The following is a 23057-nucleotide window of genomic DNA, read 5'->3' on the forward strand; positions in this document are numbered from 1 at the left end:
GATATTTCGATGCGCATCAAAACCACTCTCGCCCTGATCCTGCTGACCAGCACCGCCCCCGCTCTGGCGGTGGACACCGTGACCGTCGCCCGGATCGATGCCGATACAGTCAAGGTCAGCTGGCAGGACAGCGATCCGGTCGACATCATCGTCACCGACACGCCCGTCGCCGCGGGCGCGGCCACGCCGGTGGTCAAGGCCAACCGCAAGGGCCAGGCGATCGTCGCGATGCCCGCCAGCAAGCGCCAGTTCGTGGTGCTGCGCGATGGCGGCGATGGATCGTTGACATTGGCGGCGGAACGCGAGCTGCCACTCGCCAAGGGATCCAACTTCCGCGATCTGGGCGGTTACAAAGGCGCAGGTGGCAAGACGGTGCGCTGGGGCAAGGTGTTCCGCTCGGGCGCGCTGCCGCTGTTGACAGAACAGGACTATACCCTGCTCGGCGGTCTCGATATCGGGACCATCGTCGATTTGCGGTCGCTCGAGGAGCGCGAGGTTGCCGGAACGCTGCTCGACGACCGCACCGGCGCGCTGTTCGTCTCCAACGACTATTCGCTCAAGCCCCTGATGGCCAATATGGGCAGCATGAAGGGCGAGTATGTCTACACCGGCATGGAGAAGCTGCTCGCCCCGCAGTATCGCTCGCTGTTCAAGCGGCTGCTCGCCGATGACGGCGCAGTAATGTACCACTGCTCGGCCGGCCAGGACCGCACCGGGATCGCGTCGGCGCTGATCCTCAGCGTGTTGGGGGTCGACCGCGACACGATCCTGGCGGACTATCACCTCTCCACGCAATTGCGCCGCCCGCAGAACGAACTGCCGCCGCTCGACCCTGCAGATCATCCGAACAATCCGATCGTCCAATATTACACCGCCGCCGCGAAGAAGCCGGGCGGGATCAAGGCCGAGCCGCTCTATTCGGCCTCGGGCCAATCGCACCTGGCGCAGTTCTTCGAGGTGATCGACCGCGATTATGGCGGGGTCGAGGGCTATCTGGCGACGCTGGGGATTACCGCGGTGGATGTGGCGCGGTTGCGGTCGCTTTATTTGGAGTAGAGCCCTCTCCCCTTCAGGGGGCTGACCGAGGCACGTGACTCGGTCAGCGGTTGGGAGAGGGGAATGGACTTCGGCCAGCCCCTCTCTGCTGCGACTAGGCAGCAAGCTGCCAAGTCTCGCATCTCTCCCCTGAAGGGGAGAGAGCATACGGAAGAGGTACCCCTTACCTAAACAGCAACACCGACATCTGACCCGACCGGATCATCTGCGTCGTGGTGCTGCCCACCAGCATGTTGCGCAGCGGGCTGTGGCCATAGGCCCCCATCACGAACAGATCGATCGAACGCTCCTTGGCGACCTGCTGCAGCACGCTGTCCGGATTGCCTTCACGCTGGATCGCCTTGACCCCGGCGCGACCACTGAACTGGCTCTGGGCCCAGTCGATATGGCCGGCATTCTTGTCGGTATAAGCGCCCACGAGGATGATATCGATCTCGAGACCGGCGAACAGAGGCGAGGCCGAGACATATTCCAGGGCTTTGCGGCTCGATGGACCGCCATCAAAGGCGACGGCGATGCGCTGCGGCGCCTTGAACAGCCGGGTTGCGACAAGTACCGGCTTCTGGCTCTGGCGCACGACCCGTTCGACCTTGCTGCCCAGATGCCCCTTGGCGAAATTGGCCTGAGCACCGCGCTTGCCGATGATCACCATATCGCTCAACGCCTCGCGCTCGGTGATCGTCTCGACGATCCCGCCTTCGCGCTGCGTGGTCTCGATGCGGGTGACACCCAAGGCGCGCAGCTGCTCGACCGCAGCCTGGACCAGCAACTGTCCCTGCCGTTCCGCCAGCTGGCCTTCGGCGATCTTCAGCGAGAGAATTTCATCGAGCAGGCCCGGCTTGCTGGCGAGGTCCATGGTGCTGCCCAGTTCCTGGCGGACGTCATCGGCAGCGTTGCGCTGAATGACATGCAGAAGCTCGACCTCCGCGTCCAACCGCGTTGCGGCCCAGGCGGCGTGCTCGCACACCGTCTGCGAATAATGCGATACGTCAAGGCAGGCCAGAAGGCGCTTCATGTCTCTCTCCCGTTTGTGTCGTGCCGTTATTGGCTGATGAATGGATGCTAGGGCATACACCGTTGCGGCATCATGGCCCTCCTGTTGTCTAACGTTCACCTTCATCCGAAGGTTTCCGCGGCACTCAGGTAACTTTGTTCAAAATGGTGTACTCGGGGCGTTGCCAACGGCCATCTTCCATGATGGCAGCGAGCCGGTCAACCGCCAGCCAGATATCGGCAAACCCAAGGTACAGCGGCGTCAGCCCCAGCCGCAGCACATCCGGGGTGCGGTAGTCGCCGATGACCCCCGCCTCGATCAGCGCCCGGTTGATCGGCCAGGCGTGCAGGTGCGCAAAGCTTGCATGGCTGCCGCGCAGTTCGGCCTGCTGGGGCGTGATCGGCACCAGGTCCGGGCAGCGCGCGGCCATCAGCAGCGTCAGAAAGTCGAACAGCGCTTGGGCTTTGTTCCAGCGCGCGCGCTCGTCCGCCTCGAGCATCAGGTCCACCCCGCCCTCAAGCGCCAGCAGCGACAGCATGGGCGGCGTTCCGGCGAGGAACCGCTCGATCCCCTCGGCCGGCGCATAGTCGTCGGTCATGGCAAAGGGTGCGGCATGACCCATCCAGCCCTGGATCGGCGACCCCAGGAATTCGAGCGCCTCTGCAGCAACATACAGAAACCCTGGCGCGCCGGGGCCGCCGTTGAGATATTTGTAGCCGCAGCCGACGGCAAAGCGCGCCGCATCGGCACCCATGTCGAGCGGAACAGCGCCCACCGAGTGCGACAGGTCCCAGATCAGCGGCACATTGTGCGCATCGGCCAGTGCCTGCACACCCGCCATGTCGAACCGCTCGCCGGTCTTGTAGTGGACATGGGTGAGCACGATCAGCGCGGTGTCCGGCCCGATCCGCTCGGCAATCTGGTCCCGGGGCGCAGCATCCAGCGTCAGCCCGTGCTGCCGCGCGACACCTGCGGCCACGTGCAGATCGGTGGGGAAGTTCCCGCTCTCGGTGAGGATGGTACCGCCTTCGCCCGCCGCGCTGTCGCGCCGCGCGGCGAGCAGCGCCAGCATCAGTTTATAGAGATTCACGGTCACCGAATCGCAGACCATCACCTCGCCCGGTGCGGCGCGGATCAGGTCGGCAATCTTGTCGCCAATGCGCCGCGGCGCGCCGATCCAGTCGGCATCGTTCCAGCTGCGGATCAGCCCTTCGCCCCATTGCCGTTCGGTCACATCGCGCATCAGGGCCGCGGTCGCCTTGGGCAGCGCACCCAGCGAATTTCCGTCGAGATAGATCACCCCGTCGGGCAGCACGAACCGCTCGCGCCAAGGGCGCAAGGGATCGGCTGCATCGCGGGCTTCGGCTTCGGACAAGGATGGGTAGGTTGTGCTCATGGCTTGCTCAACAGCTCCTGGATGCGGGCCCTCTGCGCAGCCCAGCTGCGGCTGGCCGGCGCGATCAGCTCGACATGGCCCTCAGGCCCGTGGACATGGGTTTCCACCGTGATTCCACGCTTGGCCATCACGGCCGCATATTCGGTGGCATAAGCCGGCGGCGCGATGCGGTCCTTGTCGGTGTGGAACTGGATCTGCAGCGCCTGGCTCACCGGCATTTCGGGTGGAGAGGTCAGCGCGAATGCATCCCCCGCCATCGCCTTGGGCGCCTCGGTGCCGCAGGCGTGACCGTCGCGCTGCATCGCCGCGCGCAGATCGGCAATGCCCGCCTGGCTGATCGCGGCATCGATCCGCAAGGGGTTTGCCCCGCGCAAGGGCTCGTCTGCAGGCAAGGCCTGGCGCGCCGCCAGCCACAAGGCCAGATGCCCGCCTGCCGAATGCCCGATGGCGATGGTCGTCGACAGGTCGAGGTTCAGCGCCTGCGCCTTGGCGGCAAGCAGGTCCGCCGCTGCGCCGACGTCGTGATAGGTGCCGGGGTGGCCGCCGCCGCGATCCACCCCGCGATACTCGATGTTCCACACCGCGATGCCGTGCTTGCGCAGGTCATCGGCAATGTAGTTCATGATGTCGCGGGTCGCGATCTCGGTCTGCCAGCATCCGCCATGGATCATCACCACCACCGGATGCGGGCCGGCGCCCTGCGGCAGCCAAAGATCGACCAGCTGCAGCGGATCATCGCCATAGGCAAATGTCTGGTCGGCCGCCGGCCGCGGCTGTTCCAGCAGATCGGGCCATTGCATGATCGGCGGATTGTTCACCGGTCCGCTCATGTGCGCCGAGGCCCCGGGCGCATCGACCAGTCGAAACGCGAGCAACACCATCGCGAGTGCGATGGCGCCCCATTTGATCGTTCGCACACTGTGTCCTCTCCGATTTTTGTTCAGCCCGGCACCCATGCCCGCTCAGCCTGAGCTTGTCGAAGGCCCCGTTAGGGGTTGGGCGTCTGCGCGCCGCCTTCGACAGGCTCAGGCTGAGCGGGGATGGCAGGGTTTTGCAATGCCCGCCTCAATAATCCCTCGATATCCGCACATTGGCGCTTTGGCGACCGATAGTCGAGATCGATGACAGCAGCGACAGCCAGCGCGTGATCTGGAACTCGACCTGGGTCGCCGAATAGCCGCGGCCGTCGGTGACGATTTCGACATAGGTGTTGCGGGTGATGTATTTGCCCGCCGCGATACTGGTGCCCTGCCCCAGGGTCTGGTCGCCCTCGACGATGCGCAGACGGTCGAGCCCGATCGCGCCGCGCAGCGCGTTGATCGGATCGAGCCCGCCGCCGCCGCGCAGCGATGCCAGGGCCGCGGCCAGCTGCACCGCTTCGGGCGCGGAGATATCGGTGATCGACGATCCGAACAGCAGCCGCGCGAGCAGCTCGTCCTCGGGCAGCGCCGGCGTGCTGGTGAAGCTGATTTCCGGCTGCAGCCCGGTGCCGCGCACATTGATGGTGGCGTTCAGATCGGTGAGGTTGGCCGACGCGGCGATATCGAGCGAGGGGTTGGGTGGGTTTTCGCCGCGGAAGTTGATCCGCCCGCGCACCAGATCGAACTCGCGCCCGGCAAATTCATATTCCCCGCGCACCAGATCGGCCTGTCCGGATATCCTGGGTGCATCGATGGTTCCGGTCAGCGCGACGTCGGCGGACCATTCGCTGTTCAGCCCCATTCCGGTCACGGTGAACTGGTTGGCGGCGCGCGCCTTGACATCATAGCGCCAAATGGCCGGGCGCTCGCGGCGCGGTGCCTCGTCGGCACGGCGGTTGACCTCGCGCACGGTGATGATCGGCAGTGCCTGCGCTGCATTGTACTGGCCCAGCCGGAACCGGCCCCGGTTGAGCACGACATCGCCCCCCAGCGTCCCCGACCGGCCGTCGGAGGAAATGATCAGCGGGCCGGTCACCGTCGCCCCGAAATCGTCGCGGTTGACGAGCTGCGCGTTCTTGGCGTCGGCCCTGATCTCGACCGCCACCCCTTGCGAGGGCGACGCGAACAGGCCGCCATAATCGACATAGCCCGACCCACTGACCGTCCCGTTCGATCCCACCTTGCCGCTGAAGCTGGAGAAGGTCAGCCGCGATCCGTTGAACTGCCCGCGCGAGGCGATATCGGTGATGATCGTGCCGGCGACCGCGCTCTCGAGCCGCGCGGTGCGCGTCGCCAGCACGCCATTGATGCGCGGATCGAGCAGGCTGCCCGAAAGATCGGCGGACACCCCGACCTGGCCGGTGACGTCGAACGCCTCGACCCCCAGCAGCCGCCACAGCGAATCCGCCGGACCGTTGAAGCGCAGTTGTCCGGCGAGCGCGCCGCGCTGCAGCCGCCCGAACAGGTCGAACCCGGCGGGCAGACCGCTGATCCGGGCCTGCGCTCGCCCGACCGTCTTGTCCTGCTCGGCGATCACCGCGCGCATCGCCAGCGCATCGGCGGTGAGTGCCAGATTGGCCGCAATATCGACCGGGCGCGAGCTGGCGATCAGTCCGGTGCGGGTGAGATTGTCGAGCTTCACGCTGGCCTTGCCGGTGGGCACGCCGCCGTCTGCCTGACGATAGCTGAGCGTCCCCGAGGCGTTGCCGCCGAAGCCGAGCTCACGCACCGCGACATCGAACAGCGCCATCGGCACGGTGTTGAACTGCGCGGTGATATCGGTCAGCCCGCCACCGAAGCGGCCCTGCGCGCCGATCCGCCCGCGCCCGACGCGCAGCACGGCAGGCGCGAGCCGCCAGCCGCCGTCCTCGAGCCGGGTCAGCCGGGCCGGGCGCATCAGCCGCAGGCGGCGGTTGCCATATTGGCCGTTGCCTGAAACGACGAGCGCGTTGCGCGCGATCTGGACGCCGGTTTGCAGATCGAAATTGCTGCCGCGCCGGCCCGCCAGCGAAGCGGTGACCCGGCCCTCGCCGTTGACCAGATTGGCGTTCGCCGCGAGCCGTCCGATGAACAACGGACCGCGCGCGATGCCCTGGCCGCGGATGCTGCCGGTGACCGTGCTGCGGCCATCGGCGAGCAGGGCATCCACCTCCATCGACCCGCGGTTGATCGTGATCGGCACTTCGCCATCGAAGCGTGCATTGGCGAGGTTGATCAAGGCTTTGACCCCCTGCCCTTCGGCGCGTGGATCGAGCGTGACGTCGCCCGTGATCCCGCCACCCGACACCGTGAGCGCGCCGTCGATGCCTGCGCTGGTGGCGAAGATGTCGCCGGCAAACAGCGCCCGCGACACGCTGAAGCGTTCGACCTCGATCAGCGTCCGTCCCGCCTCGCGGGCGAAAATCCGGGTGACGCCCTCCAGTGGTCCCAGCGCCGACTGACCGGTGACATCGACCGAGAACCCATCGGGCACGGTGCCCAGCGCGAGCTGCAGATCGGTGACGCCCAAAGCCGGTAGCGGATCGGCCAGGGTCAGCACCGCACGCGTATCGCCTCGGATCGAATCGGCGCTGACATCGAGCGCGCCATAATCGCGATGCCGCCCGCTGGCGCGCAGCACGATGCGGCCATCGGTTTCGACCCGCCCGCCGCCGATCAGCGCGAGCTTCTCGGCGGCAAGGCTCGCATCGCGCAGCACGAAAGGCTGGCCCGCACCATAACTGAACTTGCTCGAAAAGCGCGGCGCAGGGCCGATCAGCGTCACCACGGTCTCGTTGACGATCCTGCGCATCAGCACGCGGACATCGCCGAGCAGATCCCAGCCCGCGCCGCCGCCAAAGGCGAGGCGCACGTTTGCATCGATATCGGCATCGCCGACATTCTCGACCGCAAAGGCCGGCAGCCGCACATCGGCGACCGCAAGATAGCGTCCGCGCTCGGCGCTGCCCGAGAGCTGGACCAGAGCGGTGAAGGTGCGGCTGGCGAGCCGGATCGGGTCGCTGCTCAGCTGTCCGTCGCGCATCCGCACCACGCCCTCGCCGACCAGCCCGCTCGCCAGCCGGTCGCCATAGGCGTTACCGGTGACCACGCGCGTGGCGCTGATCTTGACGTGAATCGTGAAATCCGCGCCCGCACGGGTGATCGTGCCTTCTGCGAGGACCCTGTCGGCGCTAACCCCGGCGATCGCCAGACGATCCGCGGTAAGCCGGTAGGGCGCAACCAGATCGGTGAAGGCACCGTTCAGGGTGATGGCGGCGCGCAGCGCGCGCGCGTCCAGCCCAGGGGCGAGCAGTTGCGGCCGGGTCAGCAGCGCAACCACGTCGACATCGTCGAAGCGGTTGTCGCCCAGATCGATCGCGCCGTTGGCGGTGACCGTCCCCGCCTGCGCCGCGAGCGCCAGCGTGCCCGACAGCACCCGCGCATCGAGCGTACCCTGCGCCCAGACACCGACGGCCGGGCCGAGCGCGCCCGCCATCTGCGTGCCGATCAGCGGCATGGGACGGACCGTGCCGCTGATCCGGACATTGCCTTCACGCTGGTTGATGTCGAGCGCGGCGAGCTCGCCCTCGCCCAGCGTCGCGGCAAGCCTGCCCTGCCAGAAGTCCCAGTCGCCCTGCCCCTTGATCGAAGCGGTGACATCCTGCTCCAGCCCGGCGAGCGTGGCGATCGCGCCGCCTGCCGGCGCACGCACATCGGCATCGATCATCAGCCGGTTCTGATCGGGCATCGCATCGATGACCAGCGCCAGCCGGTCGGTGCCATCGGTCAGCGCCGCGCGCGCATCGACCAGCACCCGGCCCGACCGGATGTCGACCTTGCCCGCGATATTGGCCACCCGGCGCGCGCCGGCGATCCCCTGACGGATGACGAGCCCGTCGGCGCGCAGCCGGTCGATCCGGATGTCGAAGCCAGGCAGAAGCGGGTCGTCGGGATCGCCGGGGTTGAGCTCGGGCAGGCTGCGCAGTTCGCCACGGCGGATGACGAGATCGCGGATGTCGAGGCGGTTGGCGAGGAAGCGGAACGGCCGCCAGTCGAGATCGACGCTCGAGGCGGTGAAGAACACGCGGCGGGTATCGTAAACCTCGACCCCGCGCAGCACCGCCTTGCCATAGATCGAGCCATCGATCCGCGCGACGCGCAGCTTGAGCCCCGATTTGAGCTCATAGCCTGCGAGCTGTTCGGCGATGAACCGGCGTCCGGGCCCGGTATCGAGCGCGAACACCAGCGCCGCTACGGCCAGTGCCAGACCGAGCACCGCAAGCACAAGTCCCCGGCCCCAGCGCACCGGCCTGCGCCCCGCGACGGAGCGCTCATCCCCACCGGGGGGTGTCATGGCATCGTCCGCCGGGGGCACGGTCTCGTCCGCCATCAGAAGGCCTGACCCAGCGAGATATAGACGCCGATCCGGCTGTCGCCCGACTGGCGGTTGAGCGGGGTCGCGACATCGATGCGCAACGGGCCGAAGCTGCTGTAGTAGCGCACGCCGATGCCCGCGCCGTAGCGCAGGCCATTGAGGTCAGGCAGGCTGTCGGCATAGACGTTGCCCGCATCGAAAAACGGCACCACGCCGAAATCACCGAAGCGTACGCGCGCCTCGAGCGAGAACTCGGCCAGGCCATTGCCCCCGATGGGGTCGTCATTGGCGTCGCGCGGCCCGATCCGCTGGAAGCCATAGCCGCGCACCGATCCGCCGCCGCCCGCATAGAAGCGGCGCGAGGGCGCGATATCGAAGCGTCCCGCGCCGATGGTGCTGCCCAGCCGCATTCGGCCCGCCATCACGATCCGCTCCGACACGGGCTGGTAATAGCTGCCGTCGAGCTGGATGCGCACATAGCCCTGGCTGCCCGACTGCAGCGAATACTCCGGCGACACGCGCCCGCCCAGACGAAAACCCTTGCTCGGGTCGAGCAGATCGTCGCTGCCGTCATAGGTCAGCGAAGTCGGCAGCGCAGCGATGAAGAAGGTCCGCCGCGCGCCGCCGACGATGCGCGAGCGGCCGTCGCGTTCGTCGGAGAGCACCAGTTCGCCGCCCACCGACCATGTCCACTTCTTCTGGAAGATCAGGTTGGTCTGCCGCTCGAGCGAGCCTGCCACCAGAAAGGTACGCGCCTCGAAGGCATTGCGGTTGATGTTGCTCGCCAGCACCTGCGCGGTCAGCACCCGGTCGCGCTTCATGAAGTTGTTGCGACGATACACCAGGTTGATCAGCTGCTCTTGCGTACCGCCTACCGCGCGGGCGCGCACCAGACCTTCGGGCGGGAAGAAATTGCGATGCTCCCAGCTCACCTCGGCACGATAGCCCTCGCCGGTGCCATAGCCCAACGCCCCGGCAATGGTGCGCAACGGCGCAGCGGTCGTTGCGACGGCGATATCGACCGTCCCCAATTCTGCCCCGATTGGCGGGGTCGCCGCGACCGGGGTCAACGTCACGGTCGAGACCAGCCCGGTCGCCAGGATCGCACGGCGCAGATCGTCGACCTCCGAGGCCTGGAAGATGTCGCCGCTGTCGAAACGGGCAATGCGCCGCAGATGCCGGGACCCGAACAGGTCATCCTCGCCGGTCACGATGCCGCCGAAGCGATACCGGCCGCCCGGCCGGACCGGCAGAGTGAGCGCGCCGCTGCGCAGGTCGTGATCGATGAGCAGGTCGGGCTCGCCGGTCTCGGCAAACGCAAAGCCGGTTTCCAGCAAGCGGGTCAGCACTGCCAGCCGCCCGGCGACAATCCTGTCCGAATTGGCCGGATCGCCGGTCTTCACGCCAAACGCCGCGCGCATCGCGGGCACGTCGACGCCCACCGCATCGAGCCCTGCCAGTTCGACCGCGCTCAGCGTGTACAGCGGTCCTGCGGTGATATCGAAGGTCATCGCGACGCGGTCCTGCCCCTCGATCCGCGCGACCGAGTTGCGCACCTCGCCATCGTAGAAACCATAGACCCGCAGCATGTTGTCGAGCAGGTCGCGGTCGTCGCGCGCACGGCGGTTGACCTGTGCCAGGTTGGCGTCGTCGCCCGAGAGCCGCTCGAGCGTCGACAAGGATCGGAAACGCTCGGTGAACGCCCCCTGATCGAGCGCGTTCAGGTCATCCGACGGGACGAATGTCACGACCACGCGATAGCGCACATCGCCATTGTCCAGAGCGCGCAGCGCCTGGCGCTCGGCGCGGCGCTCCTCTCGCTCCGCCTGACGTTCGGCCCGCCGGGTCGCGGCTTCGGAGTCCCCACCCTCAACCTGTGGCATGTCTTCAAGCGGCGCCGCTGCAGCAGCCAGGCCGTCGCGCACATCATCCGCGCTGGTCGCCACGCTATCGGGATTGGCGCTGTCGGACGCATCGGCGGTCGCGCCCTCGGGCGGCAGGCTGTCCTCGACCGAGAATTCGCCGGGCCATTCGGGCACGTCACCACCTTCGGGCCAGTCGACCTCCATTCCGGGCAGCTGGTCGAGCGGGGCGAGCGGATCGATCCCCAGCGGGTCGTCGAGGGGTGCGATGGGAGAGGGCGCGGAAAGGGCCGGCACCGGGGCCACGGGCTGCGGCGACGCATCCTGCGCGCGCGCGGTGTCCGGCATTGCCACGCCTGCGGCCAGCAAAGCCATTGTCCAGGCCGCTGCCAGGCACCCGCGATCAGCCAGACTCATCTACCCAATTTGCTTTCCACGCGTACGGGTCACGCCCCGAGGCCGCGCGAGACGTCTAGACCTCGCCAGCGTCGCGTTCAAGGTCGAACGGGTGCCAGCCATCGGGACCAAGCAGTTCAAGCGGCTGGTATTTGACCTTGTACTGCATCCGGGGCGAAGATTTTACCCAATAGCCCAGATACACATAGGGCAGCCGCGCCCGTGCAGCGCGCTGGATGTGGTCCATGATGATGTAGTTGCCCAGGCCCCGCCGGGTGGGATGGTCGGGCTCGTAGAAGCTGTAGATCATCGACAGGCCGTCGCCCTGCTGGTCGGTGAGGCACGCGCCGACCAGCTTGCCGGCACTGCCATCGGGGTTGGGCTCGCGATATTCGATGACATAGCTGCGCACCGGCGAATGCTCGACCATGTCGGCATAATCCATGTCGTCCATGTCGGACATGCCGCCACCGGGATGCCGCGCCTTGAGATACCGGCGCAACAGGTCGTATTGCTCCTGCGTCGACCAGGGGCGGCAGGCGGAAACGATGAGGTCGCGGTTGCGCCGCAGCAGCTTGCGCTGGCCCAGGCTGGGCGCGAATTTTTCGGCCACCACCCGCACCGAGACACAGGCGCGGCAATCCAGGCAGCTGGGCCGATACGCGACATTCTGGCTGCGGCGAAAGCCGATGCGGCTGAGCGCATCGTTGAGTTCGTCGGCATGCGGGCCGTTGAGCTCGGTGAACACCTTGCGCTCGCTCTTGCCCGGCAGATACGGACACGGACCGGGGTTGGTCACGAAGAATCGGGGAAAGCGTGCCGGTGCGCTCACGTGCGGAACGATCCTTGTTTCTGGTTGCCTGACGTGCGGGAGAAGACCCGACGCCGGTATGATCGATAACCCGCGCCGCCGCCAAGCCGGTTAACCAACTTTCATGGTTAAGCAGCGCCAAGTCGAGTCAATTTGGCGGCAGACTGCGCTGTCCTGTGGATAAAGAAAGGATTCATGCTGAATCGTGGCCACGCGGGATACGCGAAATGGGGCGCGACTTCCCGCCCGTCCTGCATGCAAAAACGTTCAGAAAGCCCTCCCCCTTGATGGGGGAGGGTTGGGTGGGGGTGATCTCTCCGGATTGTGAAGGCTTTCCCGGGCCTGCAGTCAGCACCCAGCCGCACCATCACCCTCACCGCTGCGACTAGGTGGCAAAGCCACCAAGTCTCGCTGCCTCTCCCATCAAGGGAGAGGCAAGCAAATCAGCAGCCGCGATGAGGCCGGTCCGTCCACCGCCCCTCAGGCGACCTCGACCAGGCCCACGTCATAGCCGCTCGCCTTGAGCGAGGTGATCAGCGCTTCGAGCTGGGCGCGGTCGCGGGCTTCGCATTCGATGTCGGTGATCAGGCCCTTAGCGGGCAGGTTGGTGAACACGCGCTGGTGGTAGATCTCGATGATGTTGACCTGATGCGCGTCGAACTGGCGCATCACCTTGAACAGCGCGCCGGGGCGGTCCTGCAGCGCGATGCGCAGACGGGCCAGCCGTCCGGACCGCGCCAGATCGCGCAGCAGCACGTTGGCAAGCAGCCGGGTATCGATGTTGCCGCCGCACAGCACCACGCCGACGGTCTGGCCCGCAAAGCGCTCGGGCTCTGCCAGCAAGGCGGCAAGCCCTGCTGCGCCGGCGCCTTCGGCCACAGTCTTTTCGATCTGCAGCAACAGGCTGACCGCGGTCTCGAGCTGCGGCTCGGTGACCAGCACGATGTCATCGGCGAGCGCGCGGACGATTTCGCGGGTGAAGTCGCCGGGCTGCTTGACCGCAATGCCCTCGGCCAGCGTGTCGCCCTCGCACGGATAATCGGTGCCCTTCACGGTGTTGTACATGCTGGGATAAAGCCTGGCCTGCACACCGGTGAGCTTGATGTCGGGCTTCAGCGCGCGCGCCGCGGTGCCCATGCCCGAGAACAGTCCACCACCACCGATCGGAATGATGAAATGATCGATGTCGGGCGCATCCTCGAGCATCTCGATCGCGACCGTCCCCTGCCCCGAGGCAATGACGGGATCGTCGAACGGATGGACGAAGGTCAGCCCCTCGGTCGCCTCGAGCTCGCGCGCATGCGCATAGGCATCGTCATATTTCTCGCCGAACAGGATCACCTTGCCGCCATTGGCTTCGGTCTGCTGGACCTTGATGGTCGGCGTGGTCTTGGGCATCACGATGGTGACCGGAACGCCCAGCCGGGTGCCGTGCCAGGCCAGACCCTGCGCATGGTTGCCGGCAGAGGCGGCGATGACGCCCTTGGCCTTGGCCTCTTCGCTCATCTGGGAGAGGAAGTTGAGCGCACCACGCTCCTTGTAGGCGGCGGTGAACTGGAGGTTCTCGAACTTCAAATAGACCGTCGCCCCGGTAATCGCCGACAGCGTCTTGCTCACCAAGGTCGGGGTGCGGACGATCGACCCGGCGATGCGCTGGTGCGCGGCGCGGATGGTCTCGAGGGTGAGCTGTGCGGATGGGCTGGTCATATCGGCTGCGGCACCTAACCGATATGGCGCCGATTGAAAACATCCGTTAAGGCACCGCCATGGCAAATATAGCATTTATCGGCATCGGCGTAATGGGCGGTCCCATGGCGCGGCATCTGGGCAACAACGGGCACTCGTTGGCGCTGTACAATCGCAGCCCGGCGAAGGTTCACAGCTGGCTCGAAGCACATCCGCATCTGGCCGGCATGGCACGCGTCGCCGCCACCCCCGCAGAAGCGGCGGAAGGCATGGATGCGGTGATCACCTGCGTCGGCAACGACGACGATCTGGCCCAGGTGATCATGGGCCGTCAGGGCGCGTTCAACACGCTGCCCCGCGGGTCGGTGTTCATCGATCACACCACCGTGTCGGCGACGATCGCGCGACAGATTTCGGTCGAAGGTCGCGCCAAGGGCATCTTGTGCGTCGACGCACCGGTGACCGGAGGCCAGGCCGGCGCCGAAAACGGCACGCTTGCGATCATGTGCGGCGGCAAGCCCGAAGCGATCGAGGCGGCACGGCCGATCATCGACAGCTATTCCTCGCGGATCGTCCATGTCGGCGGTCCGGGCGATGGCCAGACCACCAAGATGGTCAACCAGATCTGCATCGCGGGCATCATCGGCGGACTGAGCGAGGCGATGCGCTTTGCCCAGGCGAGCCGGCTCGATCTCGACAAGGTGTTTTCGGCGATCTCGGGCGGTGCGGCGCAGAGCTGGCAGATGGACAACCGCTGGAAGACGATGTCGGAGGACAGCTTCGACTTCGGCTTTGCCATCGACTGGATGCGCAAGGACCTGGGGCTGGCGCTCGACGAGGCGCGCAACAACGGCGCTTCGATTCCGGTGGCAGGCCTGCTCGACCAGTTCTTTGCAGAGGCGCAGCATCTGGGTGCGGGCCGACAGGACACCAGCGCCCTCGTTCGCAGGTTGCCGCGCAAGTGATCGGCCGCACCCTGCGCGCGCTCGCGCTCACCACCGCGCTGCTGACCAGCGCTGCCGTCCCCGCATTTGCCGATGGCCTGATCGACAACGTCAACGGCATGACTCTCGATGCCAAGGGCAAGGTCGTCAACTTCACCGGGCTGGTCATCGACGACGATGGCAAGGTCAAGGCACTGCTTCAGCGCCGCGACAAGCGCCCCGAAAAGCTCGACTACAAGCTCGACGGTGACGGCCGCACCTTGATGCCTGGCATCATCGATGCGCATGGCCATGTCATGGGGCTCGGCTTTTCGCTGCTGACGCTCGATCTGTCGGGCACGCGCTCGCTCGAGGAGGCGCTTGGACTGATCAAGGCCTATGCCGACGAGCACCCTTCCCGCCCATGGATCATCGGGCGCGGGTGGAACCAGGAAAAATGGGGTCTTGGCCGCTTTCCCACCGCAGCCGATCTCGACGCGGTCGTTCCCGATCGCCCGGTCTGGCTGGAGCGGGTCGATGGCCATGCCGGCTGGGCTAACACCGCCGCGATGCAGGCAGCCGGCGTCAAGCCGGATGCCAAGGACCCGCCGGGCGGGCGGATCGAACGGATCGGCGGCAAGCCTGCGGGCGTGTTCGTCGATGCCGCCGAAACGCTGGTGGCCAAATCCGTGCCACCGCCGCGCGCGGTCGACCGCGATGCCGCATTGATCGCAGCGCAGGATCATCTGCTCGGCCTGGGCATCACCGGGATCGCCGATATGGGGACCTCGATCGACGATTGGCAGGCCTATCGCCGCGCGGGCGACGAACAAAGGCTCTATGTCCGGATCATGGCCTATGCCAGCGGGATCGATGCGATGGTCGCCATCGCTGGCCCCCGTCCGACACCATGGCTGTATGACGACCGGCTGCGGCTCAACGGGGTGAAGCTGTATCTCGATGGCGCGCTGGGATCACGCGGGGCGCGGCTCAAGGCCGATTACGCCGACAAGCCCGGCGAACGCGGATTGAGCTTCGTCAACGACACCCAGCTGCTCAACATGATGAGCCGCGCAGCCATGGACGATTTCCAGGTGGCCGCGCACGCCATCGGCGACGGCGCCAACGCGCAGGCCCTGTCCGCCATCGAGGAACTGGCGCAGGACTATAAGGGCGACCGCCGCTGGCGGATCGAGCACGCGCAGATCATCGATCCGCTCGACATCCCGCGCCTGGCCAAGAACGGCATCATCGCCTCGATGCAGCCGGTGCACCAGATTTCTGACCGGCTGATGGCAGAGGCCCGGCTGGGTCCGGCGCGGCTGGCAGGGGCCTATGCCTGGAAAACGCTGAGCGAAGGCGGCGTACCGCTGGCCTTCGGGTCGGACACGCCGGTGGAATCGCCCGATCCGTTTCCCGGACTGGCCGCCGCGATCACGCGCGAAGGCGCGGACGGACAGCCTTTCGGTGGATGGCAGCCGCAGGAACGGTTGAGCCGGGTACAGGCAATCGACGCCTTCACCCGCGGCGCGGCCTATGCCGGCTTTGCCGAAGACCGCTTTGGCACGCTGCAACCGGGAATGCGGGCGGATTTCATCTTGCTCGATATCGATCCGCTGCTCAGCAGCCCCGGCGAACTGCGCAATGCCAAGGTGGTGGAAACCTGGATCGGCGGGGTGCGCCGCTATGAAGCGCGCGGCGGCCGATAAGGCATCGGCCGTCCGTATTAACCCCTTTGAAAGCATTCGTTGCCCGCATGCAACACCCTGCCACAAAAGCCTTTTTGCGCCTTTTAGAACGTGAATTCTGCCTTGCATGACCGGAACTTAAGCCTTAGTGGGGCATTGAGTGTCGGGAAGAGCGGAAACAACGCTCTTTTCACAACGGGTTGAAAATCCTTGATCTTCAATGGATTAGGGAACCGAACTAAGACGTGACGGAGGCTATAATGAAGAATCGTATTGCTGCAGCTGCTCTTGCTGCACTTGCCATCACCGCAACGCCGGTACTGGCGCAGGCTGGCGCAGAGCGTATTTCGGCTGTTTCGGCAGAAGAAAACGAAGCTGAAGGCGGCACCGGAATCATCATCGGCGTTCTCGCCGCTGCTGCCGTTATCGGTGGTATCGTGATTGCAGCCGACCAGGACAGCGACACCCCGACCAGCCCCTGATTTCGATCAGACAGGTCGGACCGTTTCGGTCCTATCAAGTTAGAAAACGGGGTCTTCGGGCCCCGTTTTTTTATGCCCTCTCGGTCCCACCGGCGGCTGGCCTCATTGCCTTGGAGCGCCTTTCAGTCCGCTCGGTGGGACAGGTGGCATCAGCCGCCCAAAACGCTCTTCGAAAAAAATATCATCGCCTGCATTTTTTGTCGGAACCAAAATTCGCGATCTTGGTTTTTGATTCAGGACGACAGACCAAGCCCCCCCTCCGATGTCGTTCTAACAAATATGAGCCCGGGCGCGCGATCCTCCCCCCTTCTCATCGCGCCCGGGCTTATCCCCTTTATCATGATGTTTCTCCGGCAGCGGCCTCGCCCGCGGGCCGGTTTTCGTGCGCGCGCAGCGCTGAACCCCCTATGCTGGACCTGGCAGCGGCATCGCGATAAGGCGATCGCATGACCGCAACCCCTGCCTGGCCCCCGCGCTCCTCGCCGCGTCTGTTTGTCGATCAGCCTCTGGCGACAGCGGGTTCGCTGCGCATCGAGGGTGGACAGGCGCATTATCTGGTCAATGTCATGCGGCTGACGGAAGGCGCGGCGGTCAAGCTGTTCGACGATATCAGCGGCGAATATCTCGCAAGGGTCACCGCGCGCGGCAAGCGCGACCTGACGCTGACCATCGAATGCCTGTTGCGGCCGCGCGAGGCGGTACCCGATTTCTGGCTATGCGCCGCGCCGATCAAGAAGGCGCGGTTCGATTTTCTTGCCGAGAAGGCCTGTGAACTAGGCGTTGCGCGCTTCGTCCCGGTGCTGACCGATCGCGCGGTGGTCGACAAGGTCAAGCCCGACCGGCTGCGCGGCACGATGATCGAAGCGGCTGAACAATGCGAGCGCACCGCGCTGCCGGAGATCTCAGCGCTGACCAAGCTCGATGCGCTGCTCAAGACCTGGCCCGAAGGCCGCCCGCTGTTCTTTGCCGATGAACGGCTGCACGAGGGCAGCGGCGTTTCACTCCCGCAGGCCATCGCGCTGCATCCTGGGCCGGCAGGGGTTGTGATCGGCCCCGAGGGCGGTTTCACCGACGCCGAGAACGCCGCGATCTGCGGCCATCCCGCCGCTGTTCCGGTATCGCTTGGCCCGCGGATCCTGCGCGCGGAAACGGCGGCCATCGCTGCCACCGCGGTGTGGATGGCGTCGCAAGGCGATTGGGTCGCTTGAAAGCCAGGCTATTCTCCCCATTACACAATTAGGACTAGCTTGGGTTGCAAGCCGCAACTAAAGCCAGCGACCAAAGACAGAGCAGGGTTCAGGGCGCACAATGAGCACACGTACCACCACCGGGCAGGATGATCCCGTGATCACCTCGATTGCGCAGCTGGCCGAGCCGATGCGCGAGGGCGAGAAGCCCAAGGCCGATTGGCGGATCGGCACCGAGCATGAGAAATTCGTGTTCAACCGCGCCGATCACCACGCGCCGAGCTATGCCGAACCCGGCGGCATCCACGATCTTTTGATGTCGCTCGGCGAATTCGGCTGGGAGCCGGTCGAGGAACTGACCCCGGCAGGCGGCACCAACGTCATCGCGATGCGCGGCCCCGATGGCACCGTCAGCCTCGAGCCTGCCGGCCAGCTCGAACTGTCGGGCGCGCCGCTCGAAAACCTGCACCAGACCTGCGCCGAAACCGGGCGGCATCTCGCCCAGGTCAAGGCCGTGGGCGAGAAGACCAACACCGGGTTTCTCGGCATGGGCATGTGGCCCGACAAGACCCGCGCCGAACTGCCGATCATGCCCAAGGGCCGCTATGGCATCATGCTCGACCATATGCCGCGCGTCGGCTCCATGGGGCTCGACATGATGCTGCGCACCTGCACGATCCAGGTGAACCTCGATTATGCGAGCGAGGCCGACATGGCCAAGAAGTTCCGCGTAGGCCTCGCGCTGCAGCCGCTCGCGACCGCGCTGTTCGCCAACTCGCCGTTCACCGAGGGCAAGCCCAACGGCATGCTTTCGTACCGCAGCCACATCTGGTCGGACACCGACCCTGCGCGCACCGGCATGCTGCCGTTCGTGTTCGAAGATGGCTTCGGCTATGAACGCTATGTCGAATACATGCTCGACGTGCCGATGTACTTCGTCTTCCGCGACGGGCTGTACATCGATGCGGCCGGCCAGAGCTTCCGCGATTTCCTCAACGGCAAGCTGCCCGCCCTGCCCGGCGAACGTCCGACGATCAGCGACTGGAACGATCACCTCTCGACCGCCTTCCCCGAAGTCCGGCTGAAGAGCTTCCTCGAGATGCGCGGCGCCGATGGCGGCCCGTGGAGCAAGATCTGCGCGCTGCCCGCCCTTTGGGTCGGCCTGCTCTATGACCAGGGCGCGCTCGACGCCGCGTGGGATGTGGTCAAGGGCTGGACCATCGAGGAACGCCAGACCCTGCGCGATTCTGTCCCCAAGATGGGTCTCAACGCGCCGATCGCCGGCGGCGGCAAATTGCTCGACATCGCTGCCGAAGTGCTCGACATCGCCTCCTCGGGCCTCGCCGCCCGCGCGCGCACCAACTCGAGCGGCGACAACGAAACCGGCTTCCTCGAACCACTGCGCGACACCGTCGCGCGCGGCAAAACCCCAGCGGAAGACCTGCTCGCCAAGTATCACGGCGAATGGGGCGGCGACCTCAGCCGGATCTATGACGAGATGCAGTTCTGATCACTTTCCCTCTCCCTTGAATCCTTCCCCTCTCCCTCGATGGGAGAGGGTTGCGAAGCCTTGATGAGCGAAGCGAATTAGTCGAAGCTGGGTGAGGGTGAAAATGCGCTTTCGTTTCGGCATTCCCTTCCCGTCACCCCCGCGAACGCGGGGGTCCCGCAACTGCGCAAACGTAGATGAAGCGGGATTCCCGCTTTCGCGGGAATGACGGAGGGGTATGCGCTACGCCCGCGCTGCCTGCCCCTGCCCTGCGCGTGCCGGGTGGCGCGCGACCAACAGCAGGTACCAGCCGATCAGCACGGTGTTCGAAAGCGCGTTGCGCCAGAAGCCGGTGGCGACCGAGAGGGCGCTGTCGACGACGTACCACAAGAGCAAGGCAACCGTGATTCCGCGCCATAGCGCCAGCGATTGCGCGGCGGGCATCTCGCGCGTGCCGCGCACCACCGCGAGCACGGTTGCGCCCCAGCCAAGGGTCACTGCGCCCATCAGCGCCAGCGAGAATCGCAAGACAGGATCGTAGTTCAATGGCCCCGGCGCATCGAGAATCGCGAACATCGCATCGGTGACAGCGCTGGTCGCCTCGAAAGCGCCGCTCATCAGCAACAACCCGAAGATCATCACCGCGCCGCACCAAAGCTGCATCTGCGCCTGCCATTTGCCGTTCATATCTGGGTCTCCGTTTGCGTCTCGATGTCCCCGATTACCCCGCCCGCCCGCGCCGGAACAATTACGCCGCAGGTAATCGTGCTGCATCCTTCTGCCGCATGCCCGCGTAAGGTGGCCCATATGCGTGCTCCCAACATCATCGGCCTCGCCCGGCGCCTGATCTGGCTCGCCATCTTCGCGTTCGCGCTGGTGGTGCTGTTCGCCTGGCTGAAACCCGGACGCGAGGACATGCCCTGGACGCCGCTGTCGCTCAGCGAACCCATCGGGATGTCCACCGGGCGCAAGATCGTGCAGCTGTCCGAAGATCGCGACCAGTGCCTTGCGCTGCTCGAGACCTCTGGACTCGATTTCACCCCGTCCGAACCGTTCGGCGCGGACCAGTGCCGGGTCGACAATGCGGTGCGCGCGTCGTCGGGTCAGGAGCTGCTTCCGCTTGCCCCCGCCTCGGTCGCGCCGTCGTGCCCGATGATGACCGGCCTGCTGATCTGGCAGGCGCAGGTGGTCCAGCCGCAGGCGCAGGAGATCCTGGGCAGCCGGGTCAGCCGGATCGAGACCTTCGGCAGTTACTCGTGTCGCCGGATGTATAGCCGCAGCGAGGGATCCTGGAGCGAACACGCCACGGCGAATGCGCTCGATGTCAGCGGCTTCGTGCTCGAGGACGGCCGCCGCATCTCGGTGCTGGGCGACTGGTTCGGTGGCGATGAAAAGGCGCTGTTCCTCAAGCGCGTGCGCGATGGCGCGTGCGACGTCTTCTCGACCACGCTGTCGCCCGACTACAACGCCGCGCACGCAGACCACTTCCATTTCGACTTGGCTGATCGCGGGGCGATGGGCTGGAGCGCGTGCCGCTGATCGTTACTCGCGTCCGGCGCGGATCGCGGCCCCTGCGGCGATCGGGCAGATGACGGTGAGCAAAAGGCTGGCGGCGGCGAGTAGCAGCAGACCGTTCTGGCTACCGGGGGCGAGACTGCCCGCGCCGAAGATCAGCAACGGCACCGCGAGCGGCAGCAGCAGCAGCCCGCCCAGCGCCGCACCATGGCGCAGGCCTGCGGTCAGCGAGGCGATCATGACGCCCAGAGCCGCTAGCGCGGGAGTCGCGCAGGCAAGGCCGATCTCGATGGTCAGCAGCTGCTCAGATGTCTGGCCCAAAAGCCCTGCCGAAATGACCGCCGCCAGCATCAAGGGCGGACCGAAGCTCAGCCAGTGACCGATGGTCTTCGCCAGAGCGATCAGCTCTTCGGAGAGGCCGCGCACGACATACTGGTCGATCATCCCCTGGTCGACATCCGCCTGCACCAGCCGGTCGATCGGCAGGATGCTTGCGAGCAACGCCGCGACCCAGATCACACCGCCCCCGGTGCGCCCGAGCAACTGCACATCGGGCCCGACCGCGAACGGATAGATCGTCGCCACCGCGAGGAAGAAGATGATCGGCATGATGAACCCGGCCGAGCCGCGCGTTCCACCGCCCAGGCCAAAGGCCAGCATCAGCTCGCGCCGGATCAGCGTGCCCAATGCGCCGATCATGCGGGCTCATCCAAAACGGCGGGTACGAACGCGGCGAGCGGCAGCGTCTGCGCGCCCTCCAGCGGCAGCGGCTGATGCGATGCGGCGAGCACGATGCCGCCGTTCGCGCGGTGCGCCGCCATCAGCCCGCCCAATCGCTCGATCGAGGCGGTGTCCAAACCGTTGGCCGGCTCGTCGAGCAGCCAGATGGCCGCGCGCGACAGGCTGATCCGCGCGAGCAACGCGCGCTTGCGCTGGCCGGTCGAGAGAAACCGCACCGGAACATCGGCAAGATGGGCCATGTCCACCGCGGCCAGGGCGCCGGCGATGGCGGCGTCGGCACTGCCATCGAGCTGCGTCCAGTGCGCCAGCGCACGGCCAAGCGGTTGCCCCTGATCCAGCGCCACCTTTTCATCGGCCAGCGCCATCCGCCCCGTGGCCTTCACCGCGCCGGCATAGGCCGGAAGCAGCCCGGCAAGCACGCGGATAAGGCTGGATTTGCCCAGGCCATTGGGGCCGGTGACATGGAGCGCCTCGCCAGCCGCAAGCGCGAACGACACGCCGCGAAACAGCATCCGGCCGCCGCGCACACAGGCAAGCCCGGTGCATTCCAGCGCCGCGTCCGCGTCAAAGCCCTTGGTTTGTGCAGCATCTTGCGCCATCTGCACCGCGATAGGCGCAATTGCCGCCCGCTGCCAAGAGGAGACGAACCGATGGTCACCAAACTGACCGACATCGAACGCACCACCGCCTTTGCCGCCCTGCCCGAATGGACGCCAGAGCCGGTGCGCGACGGGCTCACCCGCACCTTCAAGTTTACCGATTTCGTCGAGGCGTTCGGCTTCATGACCCGCGTCGCGATCCTGGCCGAAAAGGCCGATCACCACCCCGAATGGTCGAATGTCTACAGCCGGGTCGAAATCCTGCTGACCACGCACGATGCGGGCGGGCTTTCGCAGCGCGATATCGACCTTGCGACCCAGATCGACGCGCTGATCTGACGTCCTGATCTGCTCTCTCCGGCGCCCATTGTGCAGGTCGCCTGCTCGCTATACGGTATGCGTCCGACCGATCCCGCATGAACGGGGCGGCGCGCCAAAGTGGAGAGAGAGCATATGGCAGACGACACCCCCAATCTGGTCGAAGAGGCAGCGCAGTCCACCACCGCGCTGGGGCCGTTGATGGGGCTGGCGCGGGAGGATTTCGTCGGCGCGATCGGGCTGCTGCTGCGCGAGACCGCCAGCGACCCGGCGCGCACCATGCGCCACGCCCAGTCGTTTTCGGAAGACGTCGTCAAGATCATGATGGGCCAGTCGGAGCTTTCGCCCGACCCCAAGGACAAGCGCTTCATGGACCCGGCGTGGCGGTTCAATCCGTTCTTTCGCGCCGGTGCTCAATATTACATGGCCGTGCAAAAGGGCATGAAGAGCTGGATCGACGAGCTTGAGCTCGACGCGCTCGAGCGCGACCGCGCCAACTTCATCTCGGCGATCATAATCGATGCGCTGGCCCCCACCAACACGCTGCTCGGCAACCCGATGGCGCAGAAGCGGATCGTCGATTCGGGCGGGCTGTCGCTGCTCAAGGGGCTGAAGAACGCCTATAACGACATGGTCTACA

18 protein-coding genes and 1 pseudogene are annotated in these 23057 nt (G+C 66.0%); 9 read left to right on the top strand and 10 right to left on the bottom strand.

The window, feature by feature from the left end; translation table 11 throughout:
* Window positions 1-9: 9 nt before the first annotated feature.
* Window positions 10-1056: a tyrosine-protein phosphatase gene (locus QUV11_RS09160; RefSeq protein WP_300881869.1), complete on the top strand. Its 1047-nt coding sequence runs from the start codon at window positions 10-12 to the stop codon at window positions 1054-1056.
* A 163-nt stretch (window positions 1057-1219) separates the two neighbouring features.
* Here QUV11_RS09160 and QUV11_RS09165 read toward each other — a convergent pair whose 3' ends face one another.
* From QUV11_RS09165 to QUV11_RS09195, 7 genes are all read right to left on the bottom strand, one after another.
* On the bottom strand, window positions 1220-2071 hold the full coding sequence (locus tag QUV11_RS09165; RefSeq protein ID WP_300881871.1) for a universal stress protein: 852 nt from the start codon (window positions 2069-2071) through the stop codon (window positions 1220-1222).
* 124 nt (window positions 2072-2195) lie between these two features.
* On the bottom strand, window positions 2196-3446 hold the full coding sequence (locus QUV11_RS09170; RefSeq protein ID WP_300881873.1) for an aminotransferase class V-fold PLP-dependent enzyme: 1251 nt from the start codon (window positions 3444-3446) through the stop codon (window positions 2196-2198).
* Complete coding sequence (locus tag QUV11_RS09175) at window positions 3443-4363, bottom strand: alpha/beta hydrolase (RefSeq protein ID WP_300881875.1); 921 nt, start codon at window positions 4361-4363, stop codon at window positions 3443-3445. The genes QUV11_RS09170 and QUV11_RS09175 overlap by 4 nt, the downstream gene beginning before the upstream one ends.
* Window positions 4364-4511: 148 nt before the next feature.
* Window positions 4512-8735, bottom strand: a complete 4224-nt coding sequence (locus QUV11_RS09180; RefSeq protein WP_300881877.1) for a translocation/assembly module TamB domain-containing protein — start codon at window positions 8733-8735, stop codon at window positions 4512-4514.
* A complete protein-coding gene (locus QUV11_RS09185) occupies window positions 8735-10999 on the bottom strand; it encodes an autotransporter assembly complex family protein (RefSeq protein WP_300881879.1) in 2265 nt (754 codons plus the stop codon). Before QUV11_RS09185 ends, QUV11_RS09180 begins: the two co-directional genes overlap by 1 nt.
* Before the next feature lie 55 nt (window positions 11000-11054).
* Window positions 11055-11810: an arginyltransferase gene (locus tag QUV11_RS09190; protein WP_300881881.1), complete on the bottom strand. Its 756-nt coding sequence runs from the start codon at window positions 11808-11810 to the stop codon at window positions 11055-11057.
* 459 nt (window positions 11811-12269) lie between these two features.
* Entirely contained in the window at window positions 12270-13496 is a 1227-nt protein-coding gene (locus QUV11_RS09195; RefSeq protein WP_300881883.1) for a threonine ammonia-lyase, read from the bottom strand.
* A 59-nt stretch (window positions 13497-13555) separates the two neighbouring features.
* Between QUV11_RS09195 and QUV11_RS09200 the strand changes: the two genes are divergently transcribed.
* From QUV11_RS09200 to QUV11_RS09220, 5 genes are all read left to right on the top strand, one after another.
* The gene (locus QUV11_RS09200; RefSeq protein WP_300881885.1) at window positions 13556-14440 is read left to right on the top strand and encodes an NAD(P)-dependent oxidoreductase; all 885 of its coding nucleotides are present in this window, start codon (window positions 13556-13558) and stop codon (window positions 14438-14440) included.
* A complete protein-coding gene (locus QUV11_RS09205) occupies window positions 14437-16107 on the top strand; it encodes an amidohydrolase (protein ID WP_300881887.1) in 1671 nt (556 codons plus the stop codon). The genes QUV11_RS09200 and QUV11_RS09205 overlap by 4 nt, the downstream gene beginning before the upstream one ends.
* Before the next feature lie 239 nt (window positions 16108-16346).
* Entirely contained in the window at window positions 16347-16568 is a 222-nt protein-coding gene (locus QUV11_RS09210) for a hypothetical protein (RefSeq protein ID WP_300881889.1), read from the top strand.
* 446 nt (window positions 16569-17014) lie between these two features.
* Window positions 17015-17776 (top strand): 16S rRNA (uracil(1498)-N(3))-methyltransferase, encoded by a 762-nt coding sequence (locus QUV11_RS09215; protein ID WP_300881891.1) that lies wholly within the window; start codon window positions 17015-17017, stop codon window positions 17774-17776.
* Between the two features lie 100 nt (window positions 17777-17876).
* A complete protein-coding gene (locus tag QUV11_RS09220; RefSeq protein WP_300881893.1) occupies window positions 17877-19265 on the top strand; it encodes a glutamate--cysteine ligase in 1389 nt (462 codons plus the stop codon).
* Between the two features lie 222 nt (window positions 19266-19487).
* On the opposite strand, the gene QUV11_RS09225 is transcribed toward QUV11_RS09220, so the two are convergent.
* The gene (locus tag QUV11_RS09225; RefSeq protein WP_300881895.1) at window positions 19488-19931 is read right to left on the bottom strand and encodes a hypothetical protein; all 444 of its coding nucleotides are present in this window, start codon (window positions 19929-19931) and stop codon (window positions 19488-19490) included.
* 120 nt (window positions 19932-20051) lie between these two features.
* Between QUV11_RS09225 and QUV11_RS09230 the strand changes: the two genes are divergently transcribed.
* Complete coding sequence (locus QUV11_RS09230; protein WP_300881897.1) at window positions 20052-20783, top strand: extensin family protein; 732 nt, start codon at window positions 20052-20054, stop codon at window positions 20781-20783.
* A 3-nt stretch (window positions 20784-20786) separates the two neighbouring features.
* Here QUV11_RS09230 and QUV11_RS09235 read toward each other — a convergent pair whose 3' ends face one another.
* The gene (locus tag QUV11_RS09235; protein WP_300881899.1) at window positions 20787-21458 is read right to left on the bottom strand and encodes a heme exporter protein CcmB; all 672 of its coding nucleotides are present in this window, start codon (window positions 21456-21458) and stop codon (window positions 20787-20789) included.
* Window positions 21455-22099, bottom strand: a complete 645-nt coding sequence (gene ccmA / locus QUV11_RS09240) for a heme ABC exporter ATP-binding protein CcmA (protein ID WP_300881901.1) — start codon at window positions 22097-22099, stop codon at window positions 21455-21457. The genes QUV11_RS09235 and ccmA overlap by 4 nt, the downstream gene beginning before the upstream one ends.
* A 51-nt stretch (window positions 22100-22150) precedes the next feature.
* Here ccmA and QUV11_RS09245 point away from each other — a divergent pair, with 51 nt between their 5' ends.
* Together QUV11_RS09245 and QUV11_RS09250 are read left to right on the top strand one after the other, a co-directional pair.
* Window positions 22151-22438, top strand: a complete 288-nt coding sequence (locus QUV11_RS09245) for a 4a-hydroxytetrahydrobiopterin dehydratase (protein WP_300881903.1) — start codon at window positions 22151-22153, stop codon at window positions 22436-22438.
* Between the two features lie 114 nt (window positions 22439-22552).
* Window positions 22553-23057 (top strand): annotated as a pseudogene (locus QUV11_RS09250) (class II poly(R)-hydroxyalkanoic acid synthase); the annotation flags it as partial.

Source organism: Blastomonas sp. (genome assembly GCF_030373265.1).
Classification (GTDB): domain Bacteria; phylum Pseudomonadota; class Alphaproteobacteria; order Sphingomonadales; family Sphingomonadaceae; genus Blastomonas.

Bases quoted from the DNA above. Each gene is read 5' to 3' on its own strand.
- QUV11_RS09160 (WP_300881869.1), top strand. From the start codon at position 10: ATGCGCATCAAAACCACTCTCGCCCTGATCCTGCTGACCAGCACCGCC.
- QUV11_RS09165 (WP_300881871.1), bottom strand. From the start codon at position 2,071: ATGAAGCGCCTTCTGGCCTGCCTTGACGTATCGCATTATTCGCAGACG.
- QUV11_RS09170 (WP_300881873.1), bottom strand. From the start codon at position 3,446: ATGAGCACAACCTACCCATCCTTGTCCGAAGCCGAAGCCCGCGATGCA.
- QUV11_RS09180 (WP_300881877.1), bottom strand. From the start codon at position 8,735: ATGGCGGACGAGACCGTGCCCCCGGCGGACGATGCCATGACACCCCCC.
- QUV11_RS09185 (WP_300881879.1), bottom strand. From the start codon at position 10,999: ATGAGTCTGGCTGATCGCGGGTGCCTGGCAGCGGCCTGGACAATGGCT.
- QUV11_RS09195 (WP_300881883.1), bottom strand. From the start codon at position 13,496: ATGACCAGCCCATCCGCACAGCTCACCCTCGAGACCATCCGCGCCGCG.
- QUV11_RS09200 (WP_300881885.1), top strand. From the start codon at position 13,556: ATGGCAAATATAGCATTTATCGGCATCGGCGTAATGGGCGGTCCCATG.
- QUV11_RS09210 (WP_300881889.1), top strand. From the start codon at position 16,347: ATGAAGAATCGTATTGCTGCAGCTGCTCTTGCTGCACTTGCCATCACC.
- QUV11_RS09215 (WP_300881891.1), top strand. From the start codon at position 17,015: ATGACCGCAACCCCTGCCTGGCCCCCGCGCTCCTCGCCGCGTCTGTTT.
- QUV11_RS09220 (WP_300881893.1), top strand. From the start codon at position 17,877: ATGAGCACACGTACCACCACCGGGCAGGATGATCCCGTGATCACCTCG.
- QUV11_RS09225 (WP_300881895.1), bottom strand. From the start codon at position 19,931: ATGAACGGCAAATGGCAGGCGCAGATGCAGCTTTGGTGCGGCGCGGTG.
- QUV11_RS09230 (WP_300881897.1), top strand. From the start codon at position 20,052: ATGCGTGCTCCCAACATCATCGGCCTCGCCCGGCGCCTGATCTGGCTC.
- QUV11_RS09235 (WP_300881899.1), bottom strand. From the start codon at position 21,458: ATGATCGGCGCATTGGGCACGCTGATCCGGCGCGAGCTGATGCTGGCC.
- ccmA (WP_300881901.1), bottom strand. From the start codon at position 22,099: ATGGCGCAAGATGCTGCACAAACCAAGGGCTTTGACGCGGACGCGGCG.
- QUV11_RS09245 (WP_300881903.1), top strand. From the start codon at position 22,151: ATGGTCACCAAACTGACCGACATCGAACGCACCACCGCCTTTGCCGCC.